Origin of the sequence: Streptosporangium roseum DSM 43021 (assembly GCF_000024865.1) — a bacterium.
Classification (GTDB): domain Bacteria; phylum Actinomycetota; class Actinomycetes; order Streptosporangiales; family Streptosporangiaceae; genus Streptosporangium; species Streptosporangium roseum.
The window spans coordinates 791,433-813,058 of sequence record NC_013595.1; the positions used below are offsets into that span (position 1 = coordinate 791,433).

20 protein-coding genes and 2 pseudogenes are annotated in these 21,626 nt (G+C 71.1%); 12 read left to right on the plus strand and 10 right to left on the minus strand.

Translation table 11 applies throughout. The features are described 5' to 3' along the window. Positions 1–61: 61 nt before the first annotated feature. Positions 62–223 (minus strand): hypothetical protein, encoded by a 162-nt coding sequence (locus SROS_RS50705; RefSeq protein WP_012887535.1) that lies wholly within the window; start codon positions 221–223, stop codon positions 62–64. A gap of 217 nt (positions 224–440) precedes the next feature. On the opposite strand from SROS_RS50705, the pseudogene SROS_RS47165 reads away from it, so the two are divergent. The 5 genes and pseudogenes from SROS_RS47165 (at position 441) to SROS_RS03740 (ending at position 5,235) form a co-directional block, all read left to right on the plus strand. Beyond that, positions 441–1,453, plus strand: a pseudogene (locus tag SROS_RS47165) (IS5 family transposase). A 321-nt stretch (positions 1,454–1,774) separates the two neighbouring features. After that, complete coding sequence (gene deoC / locus SROS_RS03730; RefSeq protein ID WP_012887537.1) at positions 1,775–2,743, plus strand: deoxyribose-phosphate aldolase; 969 nt, start codon at positions 1,775–1,777, stop codon at positions 2,741–2,743. Positions 2,744–2,746: 3 nt separating this feature from the next. Further along, positions 2,747–4,171 (plus strand): aldehyde dehydrogenase family protein, encoded by a 1,425-nt coding sequence (locus tag SROS_RS03735; RefSeq protein WP_012887538.1) that lies wholly within the window; start codon positions 2,747–2,749, stop codon positions 4,169–4,171. Further along, positions 4,164–4,361 carry a hypothetical protein gene (locus SROS_RS49220; protein WP_012887539.1) on the plus strand — a complete coding sequence of 66 codons (198 nt, stop codon included), beginning with the start codon at positions 4,164–4,166 and terminating at the stop codon, positions 4,359–4,361. The genes SROS_RS03735 and SROS_RS49220 overlap by 8 nt, the downstream gene beginning before the upstream one ends. Then, positions 4,354–5,235: an aldehyde dehydrogenase family protein gene (locus SROS_RS03740; protein ID WP_012887540.1), complete on the plus strand. Its 882-nt coding sequence runs from the start codon at positions 4,354–4,356 to the stop codon at positions 5,233–5,235. The genes SROS_RS49220 and SROS_RS03740 overlap by 8 nt, the downstream gene beginning before the upstream one ends. A 74-nt stretch (positions 5,236–5,309) precedes the next feature. On the opposite strand, the gene SROS_RS03745 is transcribed toward SROS_RS03740, so the two are convergent. The 3 genes from SROS_RS03745 to SROS_RS03755 are packed head-to-tail and all read right to left on the minus strand — an operon-like array spanning position 5,310 to position 7,835. Next, positions 5,310–6,716 carry an amidase gene (locus tag SROS_RS03745; RefSeq protein ID WP_012887541.1) on the minus strand — a complete coding sequence of 469 codons (1,407 nt, stop codon included), beginning with the start codon at positions 6,714–6,716 and terminating at the stop codon, positions 5,310–5,312. A 47-nt stretch (positions 6,717–6,763) separates the two neighbouring features. After that, positions 6,764–6,991 (minus strand): type II toxin-antitoxin system antitoxin, encoded by a 228-nt coding sequence (locus SROS_RS03750; RefSeq protein ID WP_012887542.1) that lies wholly within the window; start codon positions 6,989–6,991, stop codon positions 6,764–6,766. After that, positions 6,984–7,835 carry an SPFH domain-containing protein gene (locus SROS_RS03755; RefSeq protein ID WP_012887543.1) on the minus strand — a complete coding sequence of 284 codons (852 nt, stop codon included), beginning with the start codon at positions 7,833–7,835 and terminating at the stop codon, positions 6,984–6,986. Before SROS_RS03755 ends, SROS_RS03750 begins: the two co-directional genes overlap by 8 nt. Before the next feature lie 178 nt (positions 7,836–8,013). On the opposite strand from SROS_RS03755, the gene SROS_RS03760 reads away from it, so the two are divergent. Then, a complete protein-coding gene (locus tag SROS_RS03760; protein ID WP_012887544.1) occupies positions 8,014–8,799 on the plus strand; it encodes a hypothetical protein in 786 nt (261 codons plus the stop codon). On the opposite strand, the gene SROS_RS03765 is transcribed toward SROS_RS03760, so the two are convergent. Together SROS_RS03765 and SROS_RS03770 are read right to left on the minus strand one after the other, a co-directional pair. Beyond that, positions 8,727–11,369: an ATP-dependent RNA helicase gene (locus tag SROS_RS03765; RefSeq protein WP_012887545.1), complete on the minus strand. Its 2,643-nt coding sequence runs from the start codon at positions 11,367–11,369 to the stop codon at positions 8,727–8,729. The two genes, SROS_RS03760 and SROS_RS03765, sit on opposite strands and share 73 nt — an antisense overlap. Positions 11,370–11,436: 67 nt before the next feature. Next, on the minus strand, positions 11,437–12,084 hold the full coding sequence (locus SROS_RS03770; RefSeq protein WP_012887546.1) for a TetR/AcrR family transcriptional regulator: 648 nt from the start codon (positions 12,082–12,084) through the stop codon (positions 11,437–11,439). A 116-nt stretch (positions 12,085–12,200) separates the two neighbouring features. Between SROS_RS03770 and SROS_RS03775 the strand changes: the two genes are divergently transcribed. Together SROS_RS03775 and SROS_RS03780 are read left to right on the plus strand one after the other, a co-directional pair. Further along, positions 12,201–12,410 carry a hypothetical protein gene (locus tag SROS_RS03775; protein ID WP_012887547.1) on the plus strand — a complete coding sequence of 70 codons (210 nt, stop codon included), beginning with the start codon at positions 12,201–12,203 and terminating at the stop codon, positions 12,408–12,410. Between the two features lie 104 nt (positions 12,411–12,514). After that, a pseudogene (locus SROS_RS03780) lies at positions 12,515–13,426 on the plus strand (RNA polymerase sigma factor); the annotation flags it as partial. Positions 13,427–13,452: 26 nt separating this feature from the next. Here SROS_RS03780 and SROS_RS03785 read toward each other — a convergent pair. After that, positions 13,453–14,292, minus strand: coding sequence for an undecaprenyl-diphosphate phosphatase (locus SROS_RS03785; RefSeq protein WP_012887549.1), 840 nt, complete (start codon positions 14,290–14,292; stop codon positions 13,453–13,455). A 145-nt stretch (positions 14,293–14,437) separates the two neighbouring features. On the opposite strand from SROS_RS03785, the gene SROS_RS03790 reads away from it, so the two are divergent. Continuing rightward, positions 14,438–14,929, plus strand: coding sequence for a SigE family RNA polymerase sigma factor (locus SROS_RS03790; RefSeq protein WP_012887550.1), 492 nt, complete (start codon positions 14,438–14,440; stop codon positions 14,927–14,929). Then, on the plus strand, positions 14,926–15,729 hold the full coding sequence (locus tag SROS_RS03795) for a hypothetical protein (protein ID WP_012887551.1): 804 nt from the start codon (positions 14,926–14,928) through the stop codon (positions 15,727–15,729). Before SROS_RS03790 ends, SROS_RS03795 begins: the two co-directional genes overlap by 4 nt. A gap of 51 nt (positions 15,730–15,780) precedes the next feature. On the opposite strand, the gene SROS_RS53705 is transcribed toward SROS_RS03795, so the two are convergent. Further along, positions 15,781–17,292 carry a M28 family metallopeptidase gene (locus SROS_RS53705; protein WP_218919809.1) on the minus strand — a complete coding sequence of 504 codons (1,512 nt, stop codon included), beginning with the start codon at positions 17,290–17,292 and terminating at the stop codon, positions 15,781–15,783. A 144-nt stretch (positions 17,293–17,436) separates the two neighbouring features. Continuing rightward, positions 17,437–18,981: a M28 family peptidase gene (locus SROS_RS03805; protein WP_012887553.1), complete on the minus strand. Its 1,545-nt coding sequence runs from the start codon at positions 18,979–18,981 to the stop codon at positions 17,437–17,439. Between the two features lie 216 nt (positions 18,982–19,197). Here SROS_RS03805 and SROS_RS03810 point away from each other — a divergent pair, with 216 nt between their 5' ends. Together SROS_RS03810 and lipB are read left to right on the plus strand one after the other, a co-directional pair. Further along, positions 19,198–19,383 carry a PspC domain-containing protein gene (locus tag SROS_RS03810; protein WP_012887554.1) on the plus strand — a complete coding sequence of 62 codons (186 nt, stop codon included), beginning with the start codon at positions 19,198–19,200 and terminating at the stop codon, positions 19,381–19,383. 15 nt (positions 19,384–19,398) lie between these two features. Beyond that, on the plus strand, positions 19,399–20,046 hold the full coding sequence (lipB, locus tag SROS_RS03815) for a lipoyl(octanoyl) transferase LipB (RefSeq protein ID WP_012887555.1): 648 nt from the start codon (positions 19,399–19,401) through the stop codon (positions 20,044–20,046). Here lipB and SROS_RS03820 read toward each other — a convergent pair whose 3' ends face one another. Next, positions 20,047–21,612 (minus strand): amino acid permease, encoded by a 1,566-nt coding sequence (locus SROS_RS03820; RefSeq protein ID WP_012887556.1) that lies wholly within the window; start codon positions 21,610–21,612, stop codon positions 20,047–20,049. Positions 21,613–21,626 lie beyond the last annotated feature (14 nt).

The following is a 21,626-nucleotide window of genomic DNA, read 5'->3' on the forward strand; positions in this document are numbered from 1 at the left end:
GACTACGGCGCCTGAGAGGCCCGGCCGGACGGGAGGTGACGGCCGGGCTCTCGTGACGGGGTCATGCCGCGCTGAACTTGCCGAAGAACCCCCGGCGGCGCTCGCCCTGGGAGCGCACCTTCCTGGCGGCCTGTACCTGGCGGGCGCGGCGGTGGTTGTCCGCCTCCTCGCGGAGCTCGGCGGTGCGGTTGATGATCATCTGGAGGTGGAGCTCGGGACCCATTTAGGGTTCCTCCTTGAGGTGGTGCGGTGCGATTTCCTTACATCCTCAAGATTCCTCCTAAGGCCCCCACCCCCACATCGGACGGATGCCTTATCTGCCGGCCGCCCATGGCCCAGGACTACCTAGATCGCGCCCTTCCACCGCCTTAGGAGCTGTTTGGGGTTTGGATCTAGGTGAGGTCCGGTGGTGAGCCGGCCGCGGCTGATAGAACTCGGATGTGGCGCGCTTTGATGTGACGGATGCCGAGTGGGCGTTGATCGAACCGTATCTGCCGGTAGCAGCCACCGGGCCGCTGCCGCGGCGGGTGCGTGATCAGTTCAACGGAATCCTGTGGCGCTTTCGCACCGGATCCGGCTGGCGTGATGTCCCGGAACGCTATGGGCCGTGGTCCACGCTCTACTCCCGGTTCAACGGCTGGGCCAAAGCCGGGGTGTTCCAGACTCTGATGGACGCGCTGATCGCCGAGGCCGCCTCGCGCGGGCAGGTCGGGTTGGAGCTGGTCAGCGTGGACTCAACAATCGTGCGGGCGCATCAGGAGTCGGCCGGACTGGCGGTCGCCGGGGAGAGTCTGGATGCGCTGGAGCAGGCGCTGACCGAGGAAAAGGGGGCTCCGCTTGCACAGCAGCCGCCGGTGCTGCGGGTGATGCGCCGCAGGTCGCACCCGGCGCGGACGCGTCGCCCGCGCCGAATCGTGCTGCCACGCGGCGTCGCCGCGAGGCCCGGGCCAAGGCTGCCGGGCTTGGCCGATCCCGAGGCGGACTGAGCAGCAAGGTCCATGCCGCGGTTGACGCCGCCGGGCTACCGCTGGCTTTCGTGCTCACGCCCGGCCAAGCCGCCGACTGCCCGCGGTTCATCACCGTCTTGGACAAGATTCGCATCCCCGGTCCGATCGGCCGGCCCCGCACCCGGCCGGGTGCGGTCGCCGCGGACAAGGCGTACTCGTCCCGCGCCAACCGCTCCTACCTGAGGAAACGCCGCGTCAAGGCAGTCATCCCAGAAAAGAAGGACCAGGCCGCCAACCGCAAGAAGAAAGGCAGCCGGGGCGGCCGACCCATCAGCCACGACACCGATCTCTACAAGGAGCGCAACACCGTTGAACGCTGCTTCCAGAAGATCAAGACATGGCGTGGTCTGGCGACCCGCTATGACAAAGCCCCGGAAAGCTACGAGGCTGGACTCTACCTTCGAGGGTCGGTCATGTGGCTGAAGCTCCTCACTTCAGCCACATGATCCGAACCCCAAACAGCTCCTAGACGTGCTGTGACGTGCCCCAGGAGGGGTCTGAGGCGTGTCCCGCGAGGGCGCCGGCGGCCTCGCGGCCCGGTGCCGGAGGCCTTCCCGGCCGCCGCCGGCGGGCACTCGCACCGCTCCCGCAGGCCCTCCCGGCCGGGCGGGCCGCGCCCGGTGCGGGCGCCCGCCGGCGCGGTGGGACGTCGTACGGCCATGCCCGCCGCTGAACTCGGCGAATGTTGACGAAAACGAGTGAGGGTACTGGGCAGCGTCCAGTTTGGAACTAATCACACCAGTCGGCATTCTGGAGAGGTGTCAACTATGACTACTTCGCTCGCCGACGTGGCCGCATCCAACGTCACGCTGCGGGCTTTCCTGCACGGCCTGCCCGGTGTCGACCGTGTGGGCGCCGACCAGCGGGCTGCGACGCTCGGCACCCGATCCATCAAGACGACGGCCAAGGCGGAGGCCATCGACCTGGCGATCCGCATGGTGGACCTGACGACCCTCGAAGGCGCCGACACGCCGGGCAAGGTCCGCGCGATGTGCGCCAAGGCGGTCCGCCCCGACCCCGGTGACCCGACGGTGCCCAAGGTGGCCGCGGTCTGCGTCTACCCCGACCTGGTGGCCCAGGCCGTCGGCGCACTCGCCGGGTCCGGCGTGAAGGTGGCCAGCGTCGCGACCGCGTTCCCCAGCGGCCGCTCGTCCCTGGACGTCAAGGTCGCCGACACCGCGTTCGCGGTGGCGGCCGGGGCCGACGAGATCGACATGGTGATCGACCGGGGCGCGTTCCTCGCGGGCGACTACATGAAGGTCTTCGAGGAGATCTCCGCGATCAAGGCCGCCTGTGGTCGTGCCGGAGGCGCGCCCGGAGACAAGCAAGGTGCGCACCTGAAGGTGATCCTGGAGACCGGCGAGCTGTCGACCTACGACAACGTACGGCGTGCCTCCTGGCTGGCCATGCTGGCCGGTGGCGACTTCATCAAGACCTCCACGGGCAAGGTGCAGCCCGCCGCGACCCTCCCCGTGACGCTGGTCATGCTGGAGGCGGTCCGTGACTTCCTCGCGATGACCGGCCGCAAGGTCGGCGTGAAGCCCGCGGGCGGCATCCGGACCACCAAGGACGCCATCAAGATGCTCGTCCTGGTCAACGAGACCGTCGGCGAGGGCTGGCTGACCCCCGACTGGTTCCGCCTCGGCGCGTCCACCCTGCTCAACGATCTGCTGATGCAGCGTCAGAAGATGGCCACCGGCCGGTACGCGGGTCCCGACTACTTCACCCTGGACTGATCGATGTTCGAATACGCACCGGCCCCCGAATCCCGCGACGTCGTCGACATCAAGCCGTCCTACGGCCTGTTCATCGGTGGCGAGTTCGCCGACGGGACGGGCACGTCCCTCAAGACCGTCAACCCCGCGTCCGAGGAGGTCCTGGCCGAGGTGGCCGTCGCCTCCGCCGACGACGTCGACCGGGCCGTCCGGGCCGCGCGCGAGGCGTTCGGCACCTGGTCGGCGATGCCCGGCTCCGAGCGGGCGAAATACCTGTTCCGGATCGCCCGCATCATCCAGGAGCGCTCGCGCGAGCTGGCCGTGCTGGAGACGCTGGACAACGGAAAGCCGATCCGCGAGTCCCGAGACGTGGACCTGCCGCTGGTCGCCGCGCACTTCTTCTACTACGCGGGGTGGGCCGACAAGCTCCAGCACGCCGGGTACGGCGCGGACCCCCGGCCGCTCGGCGTCGCCGGCCAGGTCATCCCGTGGAACTTCCCGCTGCTCATGCTCGCCTGGAAGATCGCTCCCGCGCTGGCAGCCGGCAACACGGTCGTCCTCAAGCCGGCCGAGACCACCCCGCTGACCGCGCTGCTGTTCGCGGAGATCTGCCGGCAGGCCGACCTTCCGCCCGGCGTGGTCAACATCGTGACCGGCGCGGGCGAGACCGGCGCGGCCCTGGTCAACCACCCCGGCGTCGACAAGGTCGCCTTCACCGGTTCCACCGAGGTCGGCCGCCTGATCGCCCGCTCCGTCGCGGGGACGGGCAAGAAGGTCACCCTGGAGCTCGGCGGCAAGGCCGCCAACATCGTGTTCGACGACGCCGCGCTCGACCAGGCCGTCGAGGGCATCGTCAACGGGATCTTCTTCAACCAGGGGCACGTCTGCTGCGCGGGCTCCCGGCTGCTGGTCCAGGAGTCGATCGCGGAGGAGCTGCTCGACGCGCTGAAGCGCCGGCTCGGCACGCTCCGCCTGGGCGACCCGCTGGACAAGAACACCGACATCGGCGCGATCAACTCCGCCGCCCAGCTCGCCAAGATCCGCGAGCTGTCGGATCTGGGAGAGGCGGAGGGCGCCGAGCGCTGGTCGCCGGTGTGCCCGCTGCCGGACAAGGGCTTCTGGTTCCCGCCGACGATCTTCACCGGCGTCGCCCAGTCGCACCGGATCGCCCGCGAGGAGGTCTTCGGCCCGGTCCTGTCCGTGCTGACCTTCCGCACCCCGGCCGAGGCGGTCGAGAAGGCCAACAACACCCCGTTCGGCCTGTCGGCGGGTGTGTGGACGGAGAAGGGCTCGCGCATCCTGTGGATGGCGGACAGGCTCCGCGCCGGCGTCGTCTGGGCCAACACCTTCAACAAGTTCGACCCCACCTCCCCGTTCGGCGGCTACAAGGAGTCCGGCTACGGCAGAGAGGGCGGACGTCACGGGTTGGAGGCGTATCTCGATGTGTGACCATCGCAAGGCCAAGCGCCGCGACCGCCGGGCCCAGAGCACCCGGGGCCACGACTTCGCCCGCGCAGGCCGTCCGGTGCTGCGGGGCTGGTTCGCCCACCGGTGCGGGGTGAGCCGCTGCGGTCAGATCTTCGTACCGGCACGGCTGGCACAGCAGGAGAGCATGTGGAGAGGGCGGGGAGATGAGTAAGGCGGAGCGGCCGGGTGGCCGCGAGCCCGTACGGCTGGCCGTGCGCAAGACCTACAAGCTGTACATCGGCGGGGCGTTCCCGCGTTCGGAGAGCGGAAGGTCCTATGTCGTGACCTCGTCCAAGGGCGAGTTCCTGGCCAACGCGTCCAAGGCCTCCCGCAAGGACGCCCGTGACGCGGTCTCCGCCGCCCGCAAGGCCTTCGGAGGCTGGTCCGGTGCCACGCCGTACAACCGGGGGCAGATCCTCTACCGCGTCGCCGAGATGCTGGAGAGCCGCCGGGCGCAGTTCGTCGCCGAGCTGACCGAGGCGGGGACGAAGAAGGCCGGGGACATCGTGGACACGGCCGTCGACCGGCTGGTCTGGTACGCCGGCTGGGCCGACAAGATCGCCGCGGTGGCCGGGTCCGCCAACCCGGTCGCCGGGCCGTACTTCAACGTCTCCTCGCCGGAGCCGACCGGCGTGGTCGCGGTGGTCGCCCCGGACGAGCCGCTGCTCGGCCTCGTCTCGGTGATCGCCCCGGTGATCGTCACGGGCAACACCTGCGTCGTGATCGCCGGCGAGCGGGCTCCGCTGCCGGCCATCACGCTGGCCGAGGTGCTGGCCACCTCCGACCTTCCCGGTGGTGTGGTCAACGTCCTCACCGGCTCGGTCAAGGAGATCGCTCCCTGGCTGGCCGCGCACATGGACGTCAACGCCATCGACCTCACCGGCGTCACCGACGCGGATCTGGCGGTCGCGTGCGAGGAGGCGGCGGCGGAGAACCTCAAGCGGGTCCTGCGCCCCGCCGCGACCGACTGGTCGGCCGACCCCGGCACCAAGCGCCTGACGGCCTTCCTGGAGACCAAGACCGTCTGGCATCCCACCGGTCTCTGACCCGCTGTGCCGGTGCGGGGGGTCCGCCCTCCGCACCGGCCCCGCGGCGCGGCCCGCCGGGGCCCCTCGACCGGTCAGTCGAGCGGGGCGTGGCGGAGCCAGGGGTGGGCGCTCTCCAGCTGGGCGGCCAGGGCCAGGAGCTGGGACTCGCCACCCGGTGCGGCGACGAGCTGGACGCCGATGGGCATGCCGGTGGAGTGCCAGCCGTACGGAACGGTCATCGCGGGCCAGCCGGCCATGTTCCAGGCCCCGGTGGCGGGGGCGTACGTCACGTTGGTGCGGATGTTCGCCAGCAGCCCGCGGCGGCCCCAGCGCTCGGCGGGCGGGGGGACGGTGGCGAGCGTCGGGGTGATGAGCACGTCGGCGTTGCCGAACCACTGGTCGGCGCCGTGGGCGCGCCATCGGTCCCGGCCCGCCGAGCCGTCCAGCCTGAGCCTGGTGAGCAGCCGGCCCATCCTCGCCAGTGACCTGGTGCGGCGCTCCAGCCTGCGCGGGTCGAGCCCCTCGACGTCCTCTCCGGCGCACGCCAGCCAGGTGGCGATCGTGGCGGAGCCGAGCCAGCCGGGCATCCGCGCGCCGTGCTCCACCACGGTGTGCCCCGCGGCGCCGAGGGTGTCGGCCGCCTCCACCACCGCTCTCTGGAACTCGGCGTCCACCGTCAACCCCGGCGGCAGCGGCGCCGGAGCCACCGCGATCCGCAGTCTCACCGGCTCCGCCGGGGTGAGGCCGCCCGGATAGTCGTCGATGGCGCTGCCGACTTCGAGGGACTCGCTCTCACCGGGTGTCGCCAGTGACATGTCGCCCGCCATCACCGCCAACGCCAGGGCGAGGTCGGTCACCGTCGTGGCGAGCGGGCCGTTCTCCGACATCCCGCGCCAGCCGTGTTCGGGCGGCGGGACCACCTCGTGGCCCGGCTTGATCGAGACGAGCCCGCAGCAGGCGGCCGGGATGCGCAGCGAGCCGAGCCCGTCGTTGCCGTGGGCCAGCGGGACCATCCCCGAGGCCACGGCCGCCGCGCTCCCGCCCGACGACCCGCCCGGGGTGCGCCTCAGGTCCCAGGGGTTGCGGGTCACGCCGTACACGCTGTCGGAGAACCCCGCCAGGCACAGCTCCGGCACGTTGGTGATCCCCACGACCACCGCGCCCGCCGCCCTGAGCCTGGCCACCACCGGGTGGTCCTCGGCCGCGGCGGTGCTCGGCGTCGCCGCGGACCCGTTGCGCGTCGCCTCGCCCCGGATCGCAACATTGTCCTTGATCGCGACCGGAACCCCGGCGAGCGGCAGCCCGGCCAGGTCCCCCCGTCCCTGCACGGCCCGCGCCTCGGCGAGCGCCCGCTCGGCGCGGACCTTGCGGAACGCCCCGATGCGACCGTCATACTTGGCGATCACCTGCAGGTGCTCCTCGACGACCGCCGGCGCGGTCGCCTTCCCCCGTCGCACGGCTTCCGCGATCTCCGCTGCGGACTTTCCCACCCACGACATGAACCGAGTGTGGTCCGGCGAGTGCGTCAGCGGAAGCTTCTCACATCTCAATCAGATGACTTGTCCGGCTCATCGGTGTTATCCCGCTCCGCGGTGCCCGGCCCGGCGTCGTTCCGCTCCGCCCGCCTGAGATCGCGGCCCGCTCCCCTGAGGGCCAGGCGCAGGGCGTACTCAAGCTGGGCGTTGACGCTCCGCAGGTCGTCGGCCGCCCACTTGGCGATCGCCTCGTAGACGGCCGGATCGAGCCTGAGCAGGATCTTTTTGCGCTCAGCCATACAGACTGCCGGCGTTGACCACCGGCTGCGTCGCCCGGTCACCGCACAGGACGACCAGGAGGTTGGACACCATCTGCGCCTTGCGCTCCTCGTCGAGCTCCACGACGCCCTCCTCGGCCAGCCTCGTCAGCGCGAGCTGGACCATGCCCACCGCGCCCGCGACGATCTGGGTGCGCGCCGCGACGACCTGGGTGGCCTGCTGGCGGACCAGCATCGCCTGGGCGATCTCCGGCGCGTAGGCGAGGTGGGTGATCCGGGCCTCCAGCACCTCCACCCCGGCCAGCTGGGTGCGGTCGCTCAGCTCGGTGGTGAGCTCGGCCGCCACCTCGGCGCCGTCGCGCAGGCTCGTACGGCCTTCCTCGTGGGCGTCGTAAGGGTGGCTGGTGGCCAGATGCCGGACGGCCGCCTCGGACTGGATCGCCACATACTCCTCGTAATCGTCGACGGAGAACGCGGCCGTGGCGGTGTCGATCACCTTGTAGACGACGACAGCCGCGATCTCCACGGGGTTGCCGTCGGCGTCGTTCACCTTGAGCTTGGCCGTCTCGAAGTTGCGCACCCGGAGTGTGATCCGCCGCTTGGTGGTGAACGGTAGCACCCACAGGAAGCCCGCGTCGCTCACCGACCCGACGTAGCGGCCGAGGAACTGGACGACCTTCGCCTCGTTCGGGTTGATCACCACGAAGCCGGTGGCCACGACGACCGCGATGACCCCCCACACGATCGCGGCGATGGAGAGCAGCGCCACGCCGCCCGCCTGCGCGGCCGCGGCCGCGGCGATCCCGAGGGCCAGCAGCCCCGCCAGAACGGCGAACCCGTTCGCCCGGAAAGCACGTCGTTCCATGAGTCCCGCCTCTGCTATCGAAGTGATATCACTACGATAGCCCACCATGGGTGATCGCGCGCAACCCCGAAGTGATGTCCGGGCCGGAGCGCCGGGACGGCGTCCGGGCCGGCGCGCGCAAGTCATGGCCCGCCGGCTCGCAAGTGAACCCCAAGCGCCGGATCGCAGACTCGGGGGTATGTGGTTCCTCGATCGCACGGCGCGCCAGTTGCGCCGTCACCCCGCCCTGCTCACCCGCCGCCCACCCGACCTCGACAGGCTGGAGGCCCTGCTCCGCCGGTACGATCCCGGCCTCACGAGGTCAGGCGACTGGTTCGAGGCCAGGGGAATCCGGGTGCGCTGCACCGAGCTCACCGACAGACAGACCGCCCTCGCGGGCGTCCCCGCCGACCGGCGCGGGGCGATCATCGCCAGGAACGAGCTGAGGCCGGCGGCCTGCCTCCTGCTCAACGGCCTCGCGAGCCGTCTCGGCGGCGCGCTGTACCCGCCGCAGGAGCACGACAACCACGTGGACGTCGAGGTGCGCATCGGCAGGGGCCACCCGCTCGGCTGCGAGCGGGTGGCCGAGCTGCTCCGCCCGGACCTCGGCGAGCGCACCATCCGCCACGACCACGACCTCGGCCTCTGCCACATCGACGGCAAGGCGGGAGACCCCATCCAGGTCACCTACGACTACCCGCCCCCCGGATGGGAGGGGGAGCTCCCCGACCACTCGGTCGACCTGGGGATCGACGGCGGCGACCCGCACCGCTCCGACGTGGAGGTCGTCTACAAGGCCGCCAGGTCCCTGGCGGCCGCCGTCGGCGGCACCGTGTACTCGATGGACCTCCCCGTCACGCGGATCGAGGATGTCATCCCCACCGCGGACCGCCTGGACCCGCCGCCGCGGGCTCAGCGGCGGGGGTTGGTACGGCGGGTGGCGACGGCCGACAGCGGGTCCTCGGGCCAGGGGTGCTTGGGATAGCGGCCCCGGAGCTCGGCGCGGACCGACCGGTAGCCCTCGCCGCGCCAGAAGGAGGCCAGGTCGGCGGTGACCGCCGCCGGGCGCCCCGCCGGGGAGAGCAGGTGGATCACCAGCGGCACCCCGGCCACGCGCGGGGCCTCGTCCCAGCCGAACAGCTCCTGCAGCTTGGCGGCCAGAACCGGCTGGTCGCCGGAGTAGTCGATCCTGATCCGCGATCCGCTGGGGACCTCGATCCGTTCGGGGGCCGTGTCCGCCAGGCGGGCGCTCCACGGGACCAGGCGGTGCAGCGCCGAGGTCACGTCGAGGCGTTCCAGGTCGGACCGGCGGCGGACCCGGGACAGCTCGGGCTCCAGCCACAGGTCGGCCGCGCCGATCAGGGCGTCGTCGTCCGTCGCCGGCCAGGGGTCGCCGAGCGCGCGGTGGCAGAAGGCCAGGCGCTCGCGCAGGGCGACGGCCTCGGGGGTCCAGCGCAGGACCGCCAGGCCCTCGGTGCGCAGCCCCTCCAGGACGGCGGGCCTGACATCGGCGTCCCGGAGCCGGGCCGAGGACAGCTCGATGGCGCCGAGGCGTTCCACCCGGCGAGCCGAGACGTCACCGCGCCGCTCACCCGGCGGGACCCGCCACACCACCTCCTCGCCGGAGCCGTACAGGGGCGCGGCGGCGAGCCTGGCGATCTCCTCGTCGATCACGACGGCCTGCCTGACGCGGGCCGACGCCGACCCCGCCGGCCGGTCCGCCACCGCGACGGCCAGCCATTCCGCGCTCGCCAGCCGTGACCCCTGGGGGAGCTCCGCCGCGGTTCCCGACGCCATCAGGTAGGAGCCGCCCCGCCGCCGGGCCACCCGCTCCGGGTAGGCCAGCGCCACGACCAGCCCGGCCACGGCGTCGTCGCCCGGCTCCGGCCCCCGGTCCCGTCCGGCCGGCGGGGGAGACACCCCCGCGCTCCCGTCCCGGCCGCCCGGCGCGGGAGCCGGACGAGGCCGCCCGCCCTGTCCGGCCGGTGCGGGAGCCGGACGAGGCCGCCCGTCCTGTCCGGCCGGCGGGGGAGTCCGGCCCTCGCGGGGAACGGCCTGCGCCAGCCGCCTGGTCTCCCGGCGCCAGCGCGCGGAGAAACCGTCGTCGCCCCGCCGGGCGGAACGCCAGACGGCGACCAGGTCGTCACCGGCGTCCCTGGGGAGCTGCTCGGACAGCAGCGCCACCACCTCGGCGGCCCGGGGGCCGACGTCGATCAGGGCGCGGGCCAGGCGGGGGTGGACCCCGGCCCCGGCCATCCGCCGCCCCCGGGCGGTGACCCGCCCGTCGAGGGCGCCCAGGTCGTGCAGGGTCCGTCGCGCCGCGTCCATCGCGGCGGGCGGCGGCGGGTCGAGCAGGGCCAGGCCGGTGGCGGCGGGATCACCCCAGCAGGCGGCCTGGAGGGCGAAGCCGGTCAGGTCGGCGAGGGCGATCTCGGGCTGGGCGTGTTCGGGGAGCCGGTCGTGTTCGGCCTGCGACCAGCACCGGTAGACGACCCCCGGGGCCTCGCGCCCCGCCCGGCCGGCGCGCTGGACGGCGGAGGCCTTGGACGCGCGGACGGTGGTGAGCGAGCCGAGCCCCCGGGCGTGGTCGGTGCGGGGCTCCCGGGCGAGGCCGGAGTCGACCACGATCCGCACGCCGGGGACGGTCAGGCTCGACTCGGCGACCGAGGTGGCGAGCACGACCCGGCGGTTCTCACCGGGCGAGAGCACGGCGTCCTGCACGCGGGCCGGGGCCTGGCCGTGGACCTGCAGGACGTCGACGCCGTGAAGCATCGCGGCCACCCTGCCGATCTCGCCCACCCCCGGCAGGAAGCACAGCACGTCCCCTCCGTGCTCGCCCAGCGCGCGCCGTACGACATCGGCGACGTGGGACAGGAACGCCGGGTCCACCCGCAGGCCGCGCGGGGGCGTCACCGGCCTGGCGGGCGGCGCCCAGACGGGCGTGACCGGGTGCATGGCACCAGAGGCGTGCACGATCGGCGCGTCCGGCAGGGGTACGGCGGTCGCCGGGTGGTCGCCGGCCGCGCCGGAGCCGAGCAGCCGGGCCCAGGGCGCGGCGTCGGCGGTGGCGGAGGTGGCGATGAGCCGCAGGTCGGGACGGAGGGTGGCGCGGACGTCGAGGAGGAAGGCCAGGGCGGTGTCGGCGTCCAGGTGGCGTTCGTGGCACTCGTCCAGCAGCACCGCGTCCACGCCGTCGAGCTCGGCGTCGCGCTGGAGCCGCTGGAGGAGGACTCCGGTGGTGACGACCTCGACGACCGTTTCCGGGCCGGCCCTGCGCTCGCCGCGGACCGTGAACCCGACCTCCGCGCCCACCTCCGACTCCAGCAGCCACGCCATCCGCCGGGCCGCCGCCCGCACCGCCATCCGGCGAGGCTCGGCCACGATCACCCGTTTCGGGGCCGAGCCGTCGAGGAGCCCGGCCAGCGCGAGCGGGACGAGCGTGGTCTTGCCCGTGCCGGGTGGCGCGGTGAGCACGGCGACGCCACGCTCGTCCAGGGCCGCGAGCAGCTCGGGCAGAACGTGGCGGACGGGGAGGCCTGACCAGTCGGAACGCACCCGGCCAGTCTCCCCGAGCCCGGTGACCGGCGCGGACGGGGGGCCGGATCTCATGCGGCCCGGCCCGTCAGCCCGTCGCCCGCCGTACGGCATAGCCGCCGACGGCGGGCTCCAGCAGGTCGAAGACCTGGCGGGCGGATTCGGCGACGGCGGCGGCGATCTCCTGGTTGCTCCGGCCGTCGAGGGTGTGGCGCTGCACCTCGGTGAAGAGCACGCGGTGGGCGCCGCCGAGCTGGGTCGCCACCGCGCGCGGGAGGATGTCGTACGGCTCGGCTCCGGTCTCGGCGGCCAGGACCTCGGTCAGGGCGTCTTCGCGCAGGTCGTGCAGGTCGCGGATGCGGGCCACCAGCGTCGGGCTGTCGGCGATCATGCGGGCGAACCGGGCGCCGGAGAAGCCGATGACGGGGTCGTGGCGCTCCACCCCCGTGAAGAACGCCCGCCTGAGCGCGGCGAGGGCCGATTCGCCGGGCTCCCGCTCCGCGACCGTGCGGGCCGGGCCGGCCACGAACTCCTCGTGGTGGTCGAGGGCCAGATCCTCCTTGCGCGGGAAGTAGTTGGTGACGGTCATCTTGGCCACCCTGGCCGCCGTGGCGATGTCGGCGATGGTCGTCCTGTCGAAGCCGCGCTCCATGAACAGCCGGGTCGCGTGGTCCGAGATGGTCTGGCGGGTCTCGCGTTTCTTCAGCTCCCGCAGGCCCGTTGTCTCTGTGCTCATGCCGCCATCCTCTCACAGGCTCGACATATTTTTAGGTTCGACCTGTTTTTATGTTGACAACATGCTTGCGCTGACCTAAATTTAGGTCCAGCACAAGATTGATGGACGGAGATCGTATGAACCCCCAGGCAACCCCCGCCTTCCGCGTCTCGGCCGCCGTCGTGGTCAAGCTCGACGCCTCGCTCCTTGAGGGCGCCCGCGCCTCCGCGGCCCCGGACGCCGGGCCGTACCGGCCGCGCCGCCGCGAGCACGACCACGTGCGCTCCACCGGCAGGACGGACCTCGCCCGCCGCCCTCTCCACCAGGCGCGGTCCCGCACCTACTGAACAGACCGCCATCCCCCCGCCCCCTACGAGAGGTGCCTGTCTTGTCACTCGGTTCCACCCTCACCCAGACCGGCGACGAAGTCCTGACGCTCCTGAAGGCCGAGATGGGCGCCACCGCCGACCCGGTCAGGGACTACCTCCGGCAGATCGCCAGGATCCCCCTGCTCACCGCCGGGCAGGAGGTCGAGCTGGCCCGGCGCGTCGAGGCGGGCCTGTTCGCCCGGGAACGCCTCGGCGCCGAGGGACTCCCGGCGGCCCTGCGGGCCGAGCTGGAGTGCGTCGCCGACGACGGCCGCCGCGCCAAGGACCGCTTCGTGGAGGCCAACCTGCGGCTGGTCGTCTCGATCGCCAAGCGCCACGCCGGACGCGGTGTGCCCCTCCTGGACCTGATCCAGGAGGGCAACCTGGGCCTGATCCGCGCCGTCGAGAAGTTCGACCACAGGCTGGGGTTCAAGTTCTCCACCTACGCCACCTGGTGGATCAAGCAGGCGATCACCCGGGCCATGGCCGACCAGGCGCGGACCGTCCGCGTCCCGGTCCACATGGTCGAAATGATCAACAAGGTGGCCCGGGTGGAACGGCAGCTCCTGTGCGACCTGGGCCGCGAGCCGACGCCGGAGGAGATCGCGGCCGAGCTCGACCTGACTCCGGAGAAGGTCACCGAGATCAAGGGCCACGGCCGCGAGCCGATCTCCCTGCACACGCCGCTCGGCGACGAGGGTGACAGCGAGCTCGGCGACCTGATCGAGGACGCGGAGGCCGTCACCCCGGAGGCGGCGGTCGCCTTCACCCTGCTCCAGGAGCAGGTGCGCGCGCTGCTCGCCACGTTGACCGGGCGGGAGGCGGGCGTGATCTCGATGCGGTTCGGGTTCGCCGACGGCAGGCCCTGGACCCTGGACGAGATCGGCAGGGTCTACGGCCTCACCCGCGAACGGATCCGCCAGATCGAGTCCAAGACCATGTCCCGACTCCGCCACCCCTCCCGGTCACAGCCCCTGCGCGACTACCTGGGCTGAACGGGCGCATCCGGGGGGTGACGGTCCTAAGGCGTGGGCGACAGGACGCCGAAGCTCACCAGGGCGATGATGACGACGCCGAGGATGATCCGGTAGATCACGAAGCCGGTGAAGCGGTGGGTGCTGATGTACTTCAGGAACCACGCCACCGCGGCGTAGCCGACGATGAACGAGATCACGGTGGCCAGGATCGTCGGGCCCCAGTCGGGGGCCTCCCCTTCGCCGATCTTGAACAGCTGCAGGAAGCCCGCGCCCAGCACGGCCGGGATGGCCAGCAGGAAGGAGTACTTCGCGGCCTCCTCCCGGCGGTAGTCCAGCAGCAGGCCGGCGCTGATCGTGCCGCCGGAGCGGGAGACGCCCGGGATCAGGGCGAGTGACTGGGCGAAGCCGTAGATCAGGGAGTGCGTGAAGCTGAGATGCCTGTCCAGCGTGAGCTTGTTGCGTGCGGTGTGGTCGGCGAACCAGAGGACCAGCCCGAAGACGATCAGCGTCGTGCCGATCAGGCGCAGGTCGCGGAAAGCGGAATCGATGGGGTCCTCGAAGGCCAGGCCGAGGACGACGATCGGCAGGGTACCGATGATCACATACCAGCCCATCCGGGCGGCGTGGTGCTTGCGGAGGTCGGGCGTCCACAGGGCTCTGGTCCAGGTGGAGATGATCTCCCAGATCTCCTTGCGGAAGTAGATCACCACCGCGGCCTCGGTGCCGAGCTGGATCACCGCGGTGAACGCGGCCCCGGGGTCCTCCCAGCCGAAGAACGCCGACACGACCCTGATGTGGGCGCTGGACGAGATCGGCAGAAACTCCGTCAATCCCTGAATGAGCCCGAGGACCACCGCTTCGAACCAGCCGATCAACTTGGGCACCTTCCATCCCAGCGCGTGCGTAACCTACGCGAGGCTAGCGGAGCGTGGGACTTCTCGTGACTCCGTCATCCGGCCGGGGCCGGCTGTCAACCGAACCCCCCGTCCCGGCGGTAGTCATCCTCGGAGCATCGAGGTGGAGGCAGGGATGACTGAGTTCGCGGAGTACGTCGCGCAGCGGCACGAACGGCTGCGAAGAACGGCGTACCTCCTCACCAGGGACTGGGCGATCGCCGAGGACCTGGTGCAGACGGCGCTGGCCAAGGCGTGGGTCGCCTGGCGGCGGATCGACGGCGATCCCGATCCGTACGTCTACCGGATCATCGCCAACACGCACGCCTCCTGGTGGCGGCGGCGCTGGCGGGGGGAGGTGCCCACCGAGGTCCTGCCGGACCGGGCGGTCGCGGGCGACTTCACGAGCGACGTCGGCGACCGGGACGTGCTGTGGACGGCGATCAGCGAGCTGTCGGGCCGCCAGCGGGCGGTGGTCGTCCTGCACTACTTCGAGGAGATGACCCTCGCCCAGGTGGCCGACGTGCTGGGGTGCTCTCTCGGAGCGGTGAAGAGCCAGCTCGGCAGGGCTCTGGCCCGGCTACGGGTCGATCAGGGGGTTCGGACGATGACGGAGGCGAAGCGATGACCCACACCGAACACGATCTGAAGGAACTGCTCGCGGAGCGCAGCGAGGGCGGCAGCGGGGGCGCCGCCCGGCTGGAGGAGATCCTGCGCAGGGGCAGGGCGGTCCGGCGGAGGCGGAGGGCGGTGCGCACGGCCCTCGCCGCGGGAGCGGTGGCGATCGGGGTGGTGTCGTCGCCGCTTCTCGGGGGCGGCGACGCGCGGCACACGGTGGCCGTCGACGTCGCGCCTACCGTGTCCCGTGCACCTGAGCGACCCGAACCCGGCACATACCTGCCGGAGGCCCTCAAGGACATGTGGGGGCGGAAAATGTCCTTGATCCAGGCGCACAGGGCGGAGACCACGGGAGCCCCGTACACCCTGACGTTCACGCCGACCAGTCGCTTCACCGGATTCCGGGTCACCTGTGCCGACCCCAAGTCGTGGGTGGTCGTCACCACCAGGACGAAACACGAGCCCTCGGGGACGGTCGGCGATTCCTGCCCGTCCGATGTGCCGCCCCTGAAGGGCGACGGGCTCAACCGGATGGGGCCGCAGCACGACGAGAAGTCGGCTCCCGCCGACTGGACACGGAAGGAGCAGACGGTCACCGTCTGGGTGCTCCCCTCCGACGCCCCCGTCATCAGCATGTCCGACATGGTGCGCAAGGGGTGCAAGCCGGTGGGCAGGAAGATCCGCAAGTGCGACGGGAAGTATCCCATGACGGCCCTCATGGATCCGAAGATCGTCAAGCGGCTGACGGCGGAGATGGGGACCAGGCCGGGGCGCTGGGCGGTCGGAGTCTACGACCAACCCGCGTCCTGACGCTCGTGCCCGTGTACGGCCCCGCCTCACTGAGGCGGGGCCGTGTTCCCGCTACCGGGTGATCTTGACGTCGTCGACGCCGGCCTCGACGAGCGAGGCACCGGAGGCGTCGGCGGCCTCGATGAGGATCCGGACGCTCTGCCCGGCGTAGGAGGAGATGTCCACGTCGGCCACGGCCCAGGCGCCGTTGCGGTTGGTGGCGGCGCCGAGCTGCTGGAAGACCTGGGTGGTGGTGGAGCCGACGACCTTGACGCGCAGGTAGTCGGCGCTGGAGGCGTTGGAGCCGTGGGCCAGGTACCAGGAGAAGTTCAGCTTGAGCGTTCCGCCGGTGGGCAGGGTGACGGCCGGCGACTGGATGGTCGTGGTGCCGCCGTCGATGTCGTGGTCTCCGGCGGAGGCGCCGGCCAGCCGTCCGGTGACCAGGTCGTTGCTGCCGCTGACGGTGGTGCCGAGCTGCTTGGCGCCGCTGGAGGTGGTGGCCTCGGGGTCACCGCGCTCCCACCGGCCGAGGGTGGCGGTGTCGGTGCCGCCGGGGTTGGCGGTCCAGCCGGTCGCCGTCTCGAAGGTGTCCTGCCAGACGGTCACCGGCGGGGTGGCCGTGGCGGTCGTCCACACCGCGTAGGCGATCGCGTCGGCGTTGCGGTTCAGCGCGGTGTCGTTGATGTTCGTCGTGGTGTCGCACGCCCGGTGGTAGCAGGGGTCGAACGCCTGCCCCGCCGTACCGCCCCAGAGGGTGGCCTGGGCGCTGGACTTGATGCCCTCCGCGCCGGTGAACGTGCCGCCCGCGGGGATGCCGACGCTGATGAACGGCCCGTAGTCGGAGCGGCCGTCGAAGTCGGTGCCACGGGTGGCCACGCCGATCGAGGTGAAGTAGGCCTGGAGCGTCGCCTCCAGCTGGGCGGAGCCCGCCGGGCCGGGGCCCGAGCCGACGCCGTCGGAGTTGTCGCCGTCGTAGACGAAGTAACCGGCGTTGGGGGAGCCCACCATGTCGAAGTTCAGGTAGCCCTTGACCTTGGCCCGTTCGGCGGCCGGGAGGTTGGTGACGTAGTACTGCGAGCCGCGCAGGCCCAGTTCCTCGGCGCCCCACCAGGCGAAGCGGAGGTGTTTGGTGGGCGCCAGGGCCTGGCGGGAGACCTCCAGCGCGGTCTCCAGAATGGCGGCGCTGCCGGAGCCGTTGTCGTTGATGCCCGGCCCCGCGGTCACGCTGTCGAGGTGCGCGCCGACCATGAGGATGTCGTTCGGGTCGCCGCCGGGCCAGTCGGCGATGACGTTGTAGCCGGTGGCGCCGTTGTAGGTGAACGACTGCAGGGTGGTGGTGAACCCGGCGCCGTCGAGCAGGCCCTTGACGTAGTTCGCCGAGGCCAGATAGCCGGGGCGGCCGTGGGCGCGGTTGCCGCCGTTGGCGGTGGCGATGGACTGGAGCTGGGTGAGGTGTGCTTTCACGTTGGCGAGTGAGATGTCCGGTGGGACGGCTGCCGACGCGGCCGACGCGGCCGGCGCGGTGAGCGCCAGGGGGATGGCCAGGATCGCCGCCATCCCGATGGTCCACAGGTTGCGCATCATGCTCCTCGGGTTGTGAGGTGTGGGGGTCCCCCGAGCGGCGCGCACCTGGCGGGTGCGCGCCGTACAGCGTGGTGGTGCGCTTGGGTGGTGTCCTCCGGATCCGCCGCCTGCGATGGCCGTCAGGTGGGATCCGCGGGACACGGGTCAGCGGGCCGCGTCCTCCGGCGTCCGCTTGGCGGCCGCGGCCGACCTCGCGAGGGAGGCGGCGTCGCGGTCGGGGATCGTGGACAGGTCGTAGGCGTAGAAGGCGGTGGAGTAGCCGATCGCCCGCGAGTTGCGGTCCAGCGCGGCGGCGTTGATGTTGGTGATGGTGTCGCAGGCGGCGTGGTAGCAGGGGTCGTAGGGGGCGTCCGCCGTACCGCCGAACGTGGCGGCCTCCTCGGCGGTCTTGATGCCTTCGGCGCCGGTGAAGATGCCGCCGGCCGGGATGCCCGTCGCGATGAACGCGCCGTAGTCGGAGCGGCCGCTGAAGTCGGTCCCCTTGAAGCCCAGGCCACGCTTGCCGTAGAACTTCTCGAACAGTTTCTCGATCTCCGCGGATCCGGCCGGGCCCGCTCCGGCGCCCTCGGCGTCGGAGTCGTCGCCGTCGTAGAGGAAGGTGACGTCGTTCGGCGAGGCGATCATGTCGAAGTTCAGGTAGAGCCGGATCTTGTCCCGCTCGGCCTGGGACAGCCCCGCGACGTACTGGTCGGAGCCGAGCAGGCCCAGCTCCTCGGCGCCCCAGAAGGCGAACCGCACCTTGTTCTTGGTGGGCAGGTAGGCCAGCTTCAGCGCGGTCTCCAGGATGGCGGCGCTGCCGGAGCCGTTGTCGTTGATGCCGGGGCCCTCGGTGACGCCGTCCAGGTGGGCGCCGACCATCACGACCTCGCCCTTCTTGCCCCACAGGGAGTCGGCGATGAGGTTCTTGGTCTGGCCGACCGTGGTCTTGGCGTCGACCTTCAGGCGGACGGTCGTGCCCGGGGTGTCGGCCAGGTCGAGGCCGACGGTGGTGCTGGCGAAGACGATCGGGAAGCCGAAGCGCCACTCGCGGATGTCGAACGCGAACGGGTCGGTACGGCCCGGCTGACCCTCGTTGAAGAAGATCACGCCGGCCGCGCCCGCCGCCTTCGCGTTCGTGGCCTTGTCGACGAACGCGCAGGTGCCTCGCTGGATGAGGGCGATCCGGCCCGGCACGAACCCGGCGAAGTCGGCGGCCTCGCAGCCCGCGGTGGAGGTGTTGGGGGTGCCGGGCACCGGGATCACCGCGTCGACCACCTGGACCTGCGCGGTGACGTCACCGGGACTTGAGGAGACCACGGTGACGAAGTCGGCGGGGTTGGCGTAGGACTTGGCCTCCGGCGTCACCTGCTGCAGGACCGACGGGGAGAACTCCTCCCAGCTGACCGGGAACTCCACGTCGGTGGTGGAGACCTTGTAGCCGGCCCGCCGCAGCTTGTCCTGCACGTAGGCGAGGGAGGCGTCGTATCCGGGCGTGCCCGCGGCGCGGGTGCCGCCGTTGGCGTCGGCGATCTGCTGGAACCTGTCGAGATGCTTCTTGACGTTCTTGCCCTTGACCTGGGAGGACAGGGCGTTGGCCAGGACATCGGGGATGTCGGCCGTGGTCGCGCTCGCCGGCGGGGTGAAGGCGAGCGGAAGGGTGACGGCCGTGACCAGGGTGACGGTCCGGACCAGGTTGCGTCGTAGGCGCATAACGCTCCTCGGGGAGTGGAACTCGGGGGCCCCATGCCTTGCTAAGGCGGAACGTACCGTGATCAACGACCTTCGCCTAGGCCCATTGACAGTGAGTCGCCCGATCCGTTCGGCTCGTGCCCGACCCTGACAGGGTTTTCTCAGGGATGTCCGGGGAACGGGGAGGACTTCGCCCTTCGTTTGGACAGGTGAAGAACAACCATCCGGGGAGACAAAATGCGCCGTTCGAGAAACCACAAGATCATCGCCGGAGTCTGCGGGGGGATCGCCGACAGCCTCGGCTGGTCGCCCACGGTCGTCCGGGTGCTGTGGCTGCTGCTCTCGCTCATCCCGGGTCCGCTCTGGGTCGCCTACGTGATCATGTGGATCCTCGTCCCCAAGGCTCCCGCAGTCCGATACTGAAAATAAGGTGGGGGCATGAGGCAACGTCCCCTGTCACTGATCCAGGACGACCTGGTCGACTACGAGAAGGCCATGGAGCAGATGACCGAGCTGGTCGGTCGACGGCAGCGCGACGAGCGCCCCGACACGCTCTGGCTCCTCAGTCACCCGCAGGTCTACACCATCGGCAGGCGCACGCCGGAGCAGCATCTGCCCGACCCGTCCCACGGCATCCCGGTCGTGAGCACGGGTCGCGGCGGGCAGCTCACCTACCACGGCCCCGGCCAGCTCGTGGGGTATCTGATCGTCAAGCTCGGTGAGGACGAGGGGATCGTCGACTACGTCCGCGAGGTCGAGCTCCGGCTCGTCCGCGCGCTCGGCGCGCTCGGCATCCCGGCCGAGCGCCGTGACACCCCGCCCGGCTCCGAGCTGCTCACCGGCGTGTGGACGACGGAGACGGGCCGGAAGATCGTCTCGATCGGCATGCGGCAGAGCCGCGGCGTGACCAGCCACGGGTTCGCCCTCAACGTCGAGGGCGACCTCACCCCGTGGAACTGGGCGGTGGCCTGCGGCATGCCCGAGGTCGACATGACCTCGCTGAACCGGGAGTCCCGCACGTCCTCCGCCACCGGAGCCATGGACCGGGTCCGGGCCGCGGTGGCGGAGGCCTTCGAGGCGGCCTGATCAGGCGGCCGGCTGCTGATCCTCGTCGACCGTACGGCGCGGCCCGGTGAACCAGTGCCGGGCCGACAGCGCCCACCACAGGCCCACGGCGAGGACCATCACCCCGACCACGATCGGCGAGTAGTTGACCGCGGTCCAGGTGAACGTCTCGTCCCCCGGCGTGGCGGGGTCGTCCTTGTTGAACGGCACCCCCGCCGGGGCGAGCGGCATGATGAAGTAGATCGAGATCACGATGATCTCGATGACGGCGATCCAGCACATGACCTTGTACTTCGCGCCCAGCGTCCACGGGCCGGGCTGGAAGCGGTCACCCATCCTCAGCCGGAGCCAGATCGGGATGGCGAAGGCGATGTAGAGGCCGATGACCGCGACAGAGACGACCGCGTAGAACGCCAGCGGGGTGCCGGTCGGGGCCTTGTAGAGGGCGGGGAGGGTCAGGATGAGGGCCGCGACGCAGCCGAACACGATCGCGTTGACCGGCGTCCGGTTCTTGTTGACCTTCGACCAGAGCCGCCAGCCGGGGATGGCGCCGTCCCGCGAGAACGCGTAGGTCATCCGGGACATCGAGGTCACGCAGCTCATCCCGCAGAAGAACTGCCCGATCGTGGAGATTCCGAAGATCACCGTGGCCAGGACCGGGGTGAGCGACGAGGTGAAGATGGCCCCCACGAAGCCGAACTCCTTGTTGACCGCGTCCACGTCGGTGGCCGCGAAGAGGAACGCCAGCAGCAGGACCCAGCCGCCGATCGCGGAGTAGAAGATCGACTGCCAGAGCCCGCGGGCCGCCGCCTTCGAGGCGCCATGGGTCTCCTCCGAGACGTGCGCGCAGGCGTCGAAGCCGGTGATCGTGTACTGGGTCAGCAGGAAGCCGAGCGGCAGCACGTAGAACCAGAACGAGGTGTCGGAGAAGCCGGAGTTGTTGAAGCGCTCGGTGAACACGAACGACATCGACTGGTGGCTGTCCGGTCCGAAGATCAGGATCGCCACCACCACGGCCGCCCCGAACACGTGCCACCACACCGAGACGTTCTGCAGCAGGGAGATCAGCCGGTGGCTGAAGATGTTGATCAGCGCGTGCAGCACCAGGATGACCGTGAAGAGGATGAAGGTGTTGCCCAGGGAGATCTCGAAGCCCTCGGCGAACCGGTTGATCGTGATGTTCATGAACGTCGCGCAGCCGTAGTCCACCGAGGCGGTCACCGCGACCAGCCCGACGAGGTTGAACCACCCGGTGAACCAGCCGTGGACCGGCCTGCCCATCTTGGCGGCCCACCAGTAGATGCCGCCGGCGGTCGGATAGGCCGATACCAGCTCCGACATGCACAGGCCGATGATCAGAATGAAGATCGAGATCAGTGGCCAGCCCCACGAGATGGCGATCGGCCCGCCGTTGTTCCAGGCCTGGCCGAAGGTGGTGAAACACCCGGCCAGGATGGAGATGATCGAGAAGGAGATGGCGAAGTTGGAGAAGCCGCTCCAGGTGCGGGAGAGCTCCTGTTTGTAGCCGAGCTCGGCGAGCCTCCTGGCATCCGCGTCCGCGTCCGCGGGTGGCACTGGCTTGGTCATTCAAGCCTCCTTGC

Excerpts from the sequence above, each read along its gene's own strand:
- SROS_RS50705 (WP_012887535.1), bottom strand. The coding sequence starts at position 223 with ATGGGTCCCGAGCTCCACCTCCAGATGATCATCAACCGCACCGCCGAG.
- deoC (WP_012887537.1), top strand. The coding sequence starts at position 1,775 with ATGACTACTTCGCTCGCCGACGTGGCCGCATCCAACGTCACGCTGCGG.
- SROS_RS03735 (WP_012887538.1), top strand. The coding sequence starts at position 2,747 with ATGTTCGAATACGCACCGGCCCCCGAATCCCGCGACGTCGTCGACATC.
- SROS_RS49220 (WP_012887539.1), top strand. The coding sequence starts at position 4,164 with ATGTGTGACCATCGCAAGGCCAAGCGCCGCGACCGCCGGGCCCAGAGC.
- SROS_RS03740 (WP_012887540.1), top strand. The coding sequence starts at position 4,354 with ATGAGTAAGGCGGAGCGGCCGGGTGGCCGCGAGCCCGTACGGCTGGCC.
- SROS_RS03745 (WP_012887541.1), bottom strand. The coding sequence starts at position 6,716 with ATGTCGTGGGTGGGAAAGTCCGCAGCGGAGATCGCGGAAGCCGTGCGA.
- SROS_RS03750 (WP_012887542.1), bottom strand. The coding sequence starts at position 6,991 with ATGGCTGAGCGCAAAAAGATCCTGCTCAGGCTCGATCCGGCCGTCTAC.
- SROS_RS03755 (WP_012887543.1), bottom strand. The coding sequence starts at position 7,835 with ATGGAACGACGTGCTTTCCGGGCGAACGGGTTCGCCGTTCTGGCGGGG.
- SROS_RS03760 (WP_012887544.1), top strand. The coding sequence starts at position 8,014 with ATGTGGTTCCTCGATCGCACGGCGCGCCAGTTGCGCCGTCACCCCGCC.
- SROS_RS03770 (WP_012887546.1), bottom strand. The coding sequence starts at position 12,084 with ATGAGCACAGAGACAACGGGCCTGCGGGAGCTGAAGAAACGCGAGACC.
- SROS_RS03775 (WP_012887547.1), top strand. The coding sequence starts at position 12,201 with ATGAACCCCCAGGCAACCCCCGCCTTCCGCGTCTCGGCCGCCGTCGTG.
- SROS_RS03790 (WP_012887550.1), top strand. The coding sequence starts at position 14,438 with ATGACTGAGTTCGCGGAGTACGTCGCGCAGCGGCACGAACGGCTGCGA.
- SROS_RS03795 (WP_012887551.1), top strand. The coding sequence starts at position 14,926 with ATGACCCACACCGAACACGATCTGAAGGAACTGCTCGCGGAGCGCAGC.
- SROS_RS53705 (WP_218919809.1), bottom strand. The coding sequence starts at position 17,292 with ATGATGCGCAACCTGTGGACCATCGGGATGGCGGCGATCCTGGCCATC.
- SROS_RS03805 (WP_012887553.1), bottom strand. The coding sequence starts at position 18,981 with ATGCGCCTACGACGCAACCTGGTCCGGACCGTCACCCTGGTCACGGCC.
- SROS_RS03810 (WP_012887554.1), top strand. The coding sequence starts at position 19,198 with ATGCGCCGTTCGAGAAACCACAAGATCATCGCCGGAGTCTGCGGGGGG.
- lipB (WP_012887555.1), top strand. The coding sequence starts at position 19,399 with ATGAGGCAACGTCCCCTGTCACTGATCCAGGACGACCTGGTCGACTAC.
- SROS_RS03820 (WP_012887556.1), bottom strand. The coding sequence starts at position 21,612 with ATGACCAAGCCAGTGCCACCCGCGGACGCGGACGCGGATGCCAGGAGG.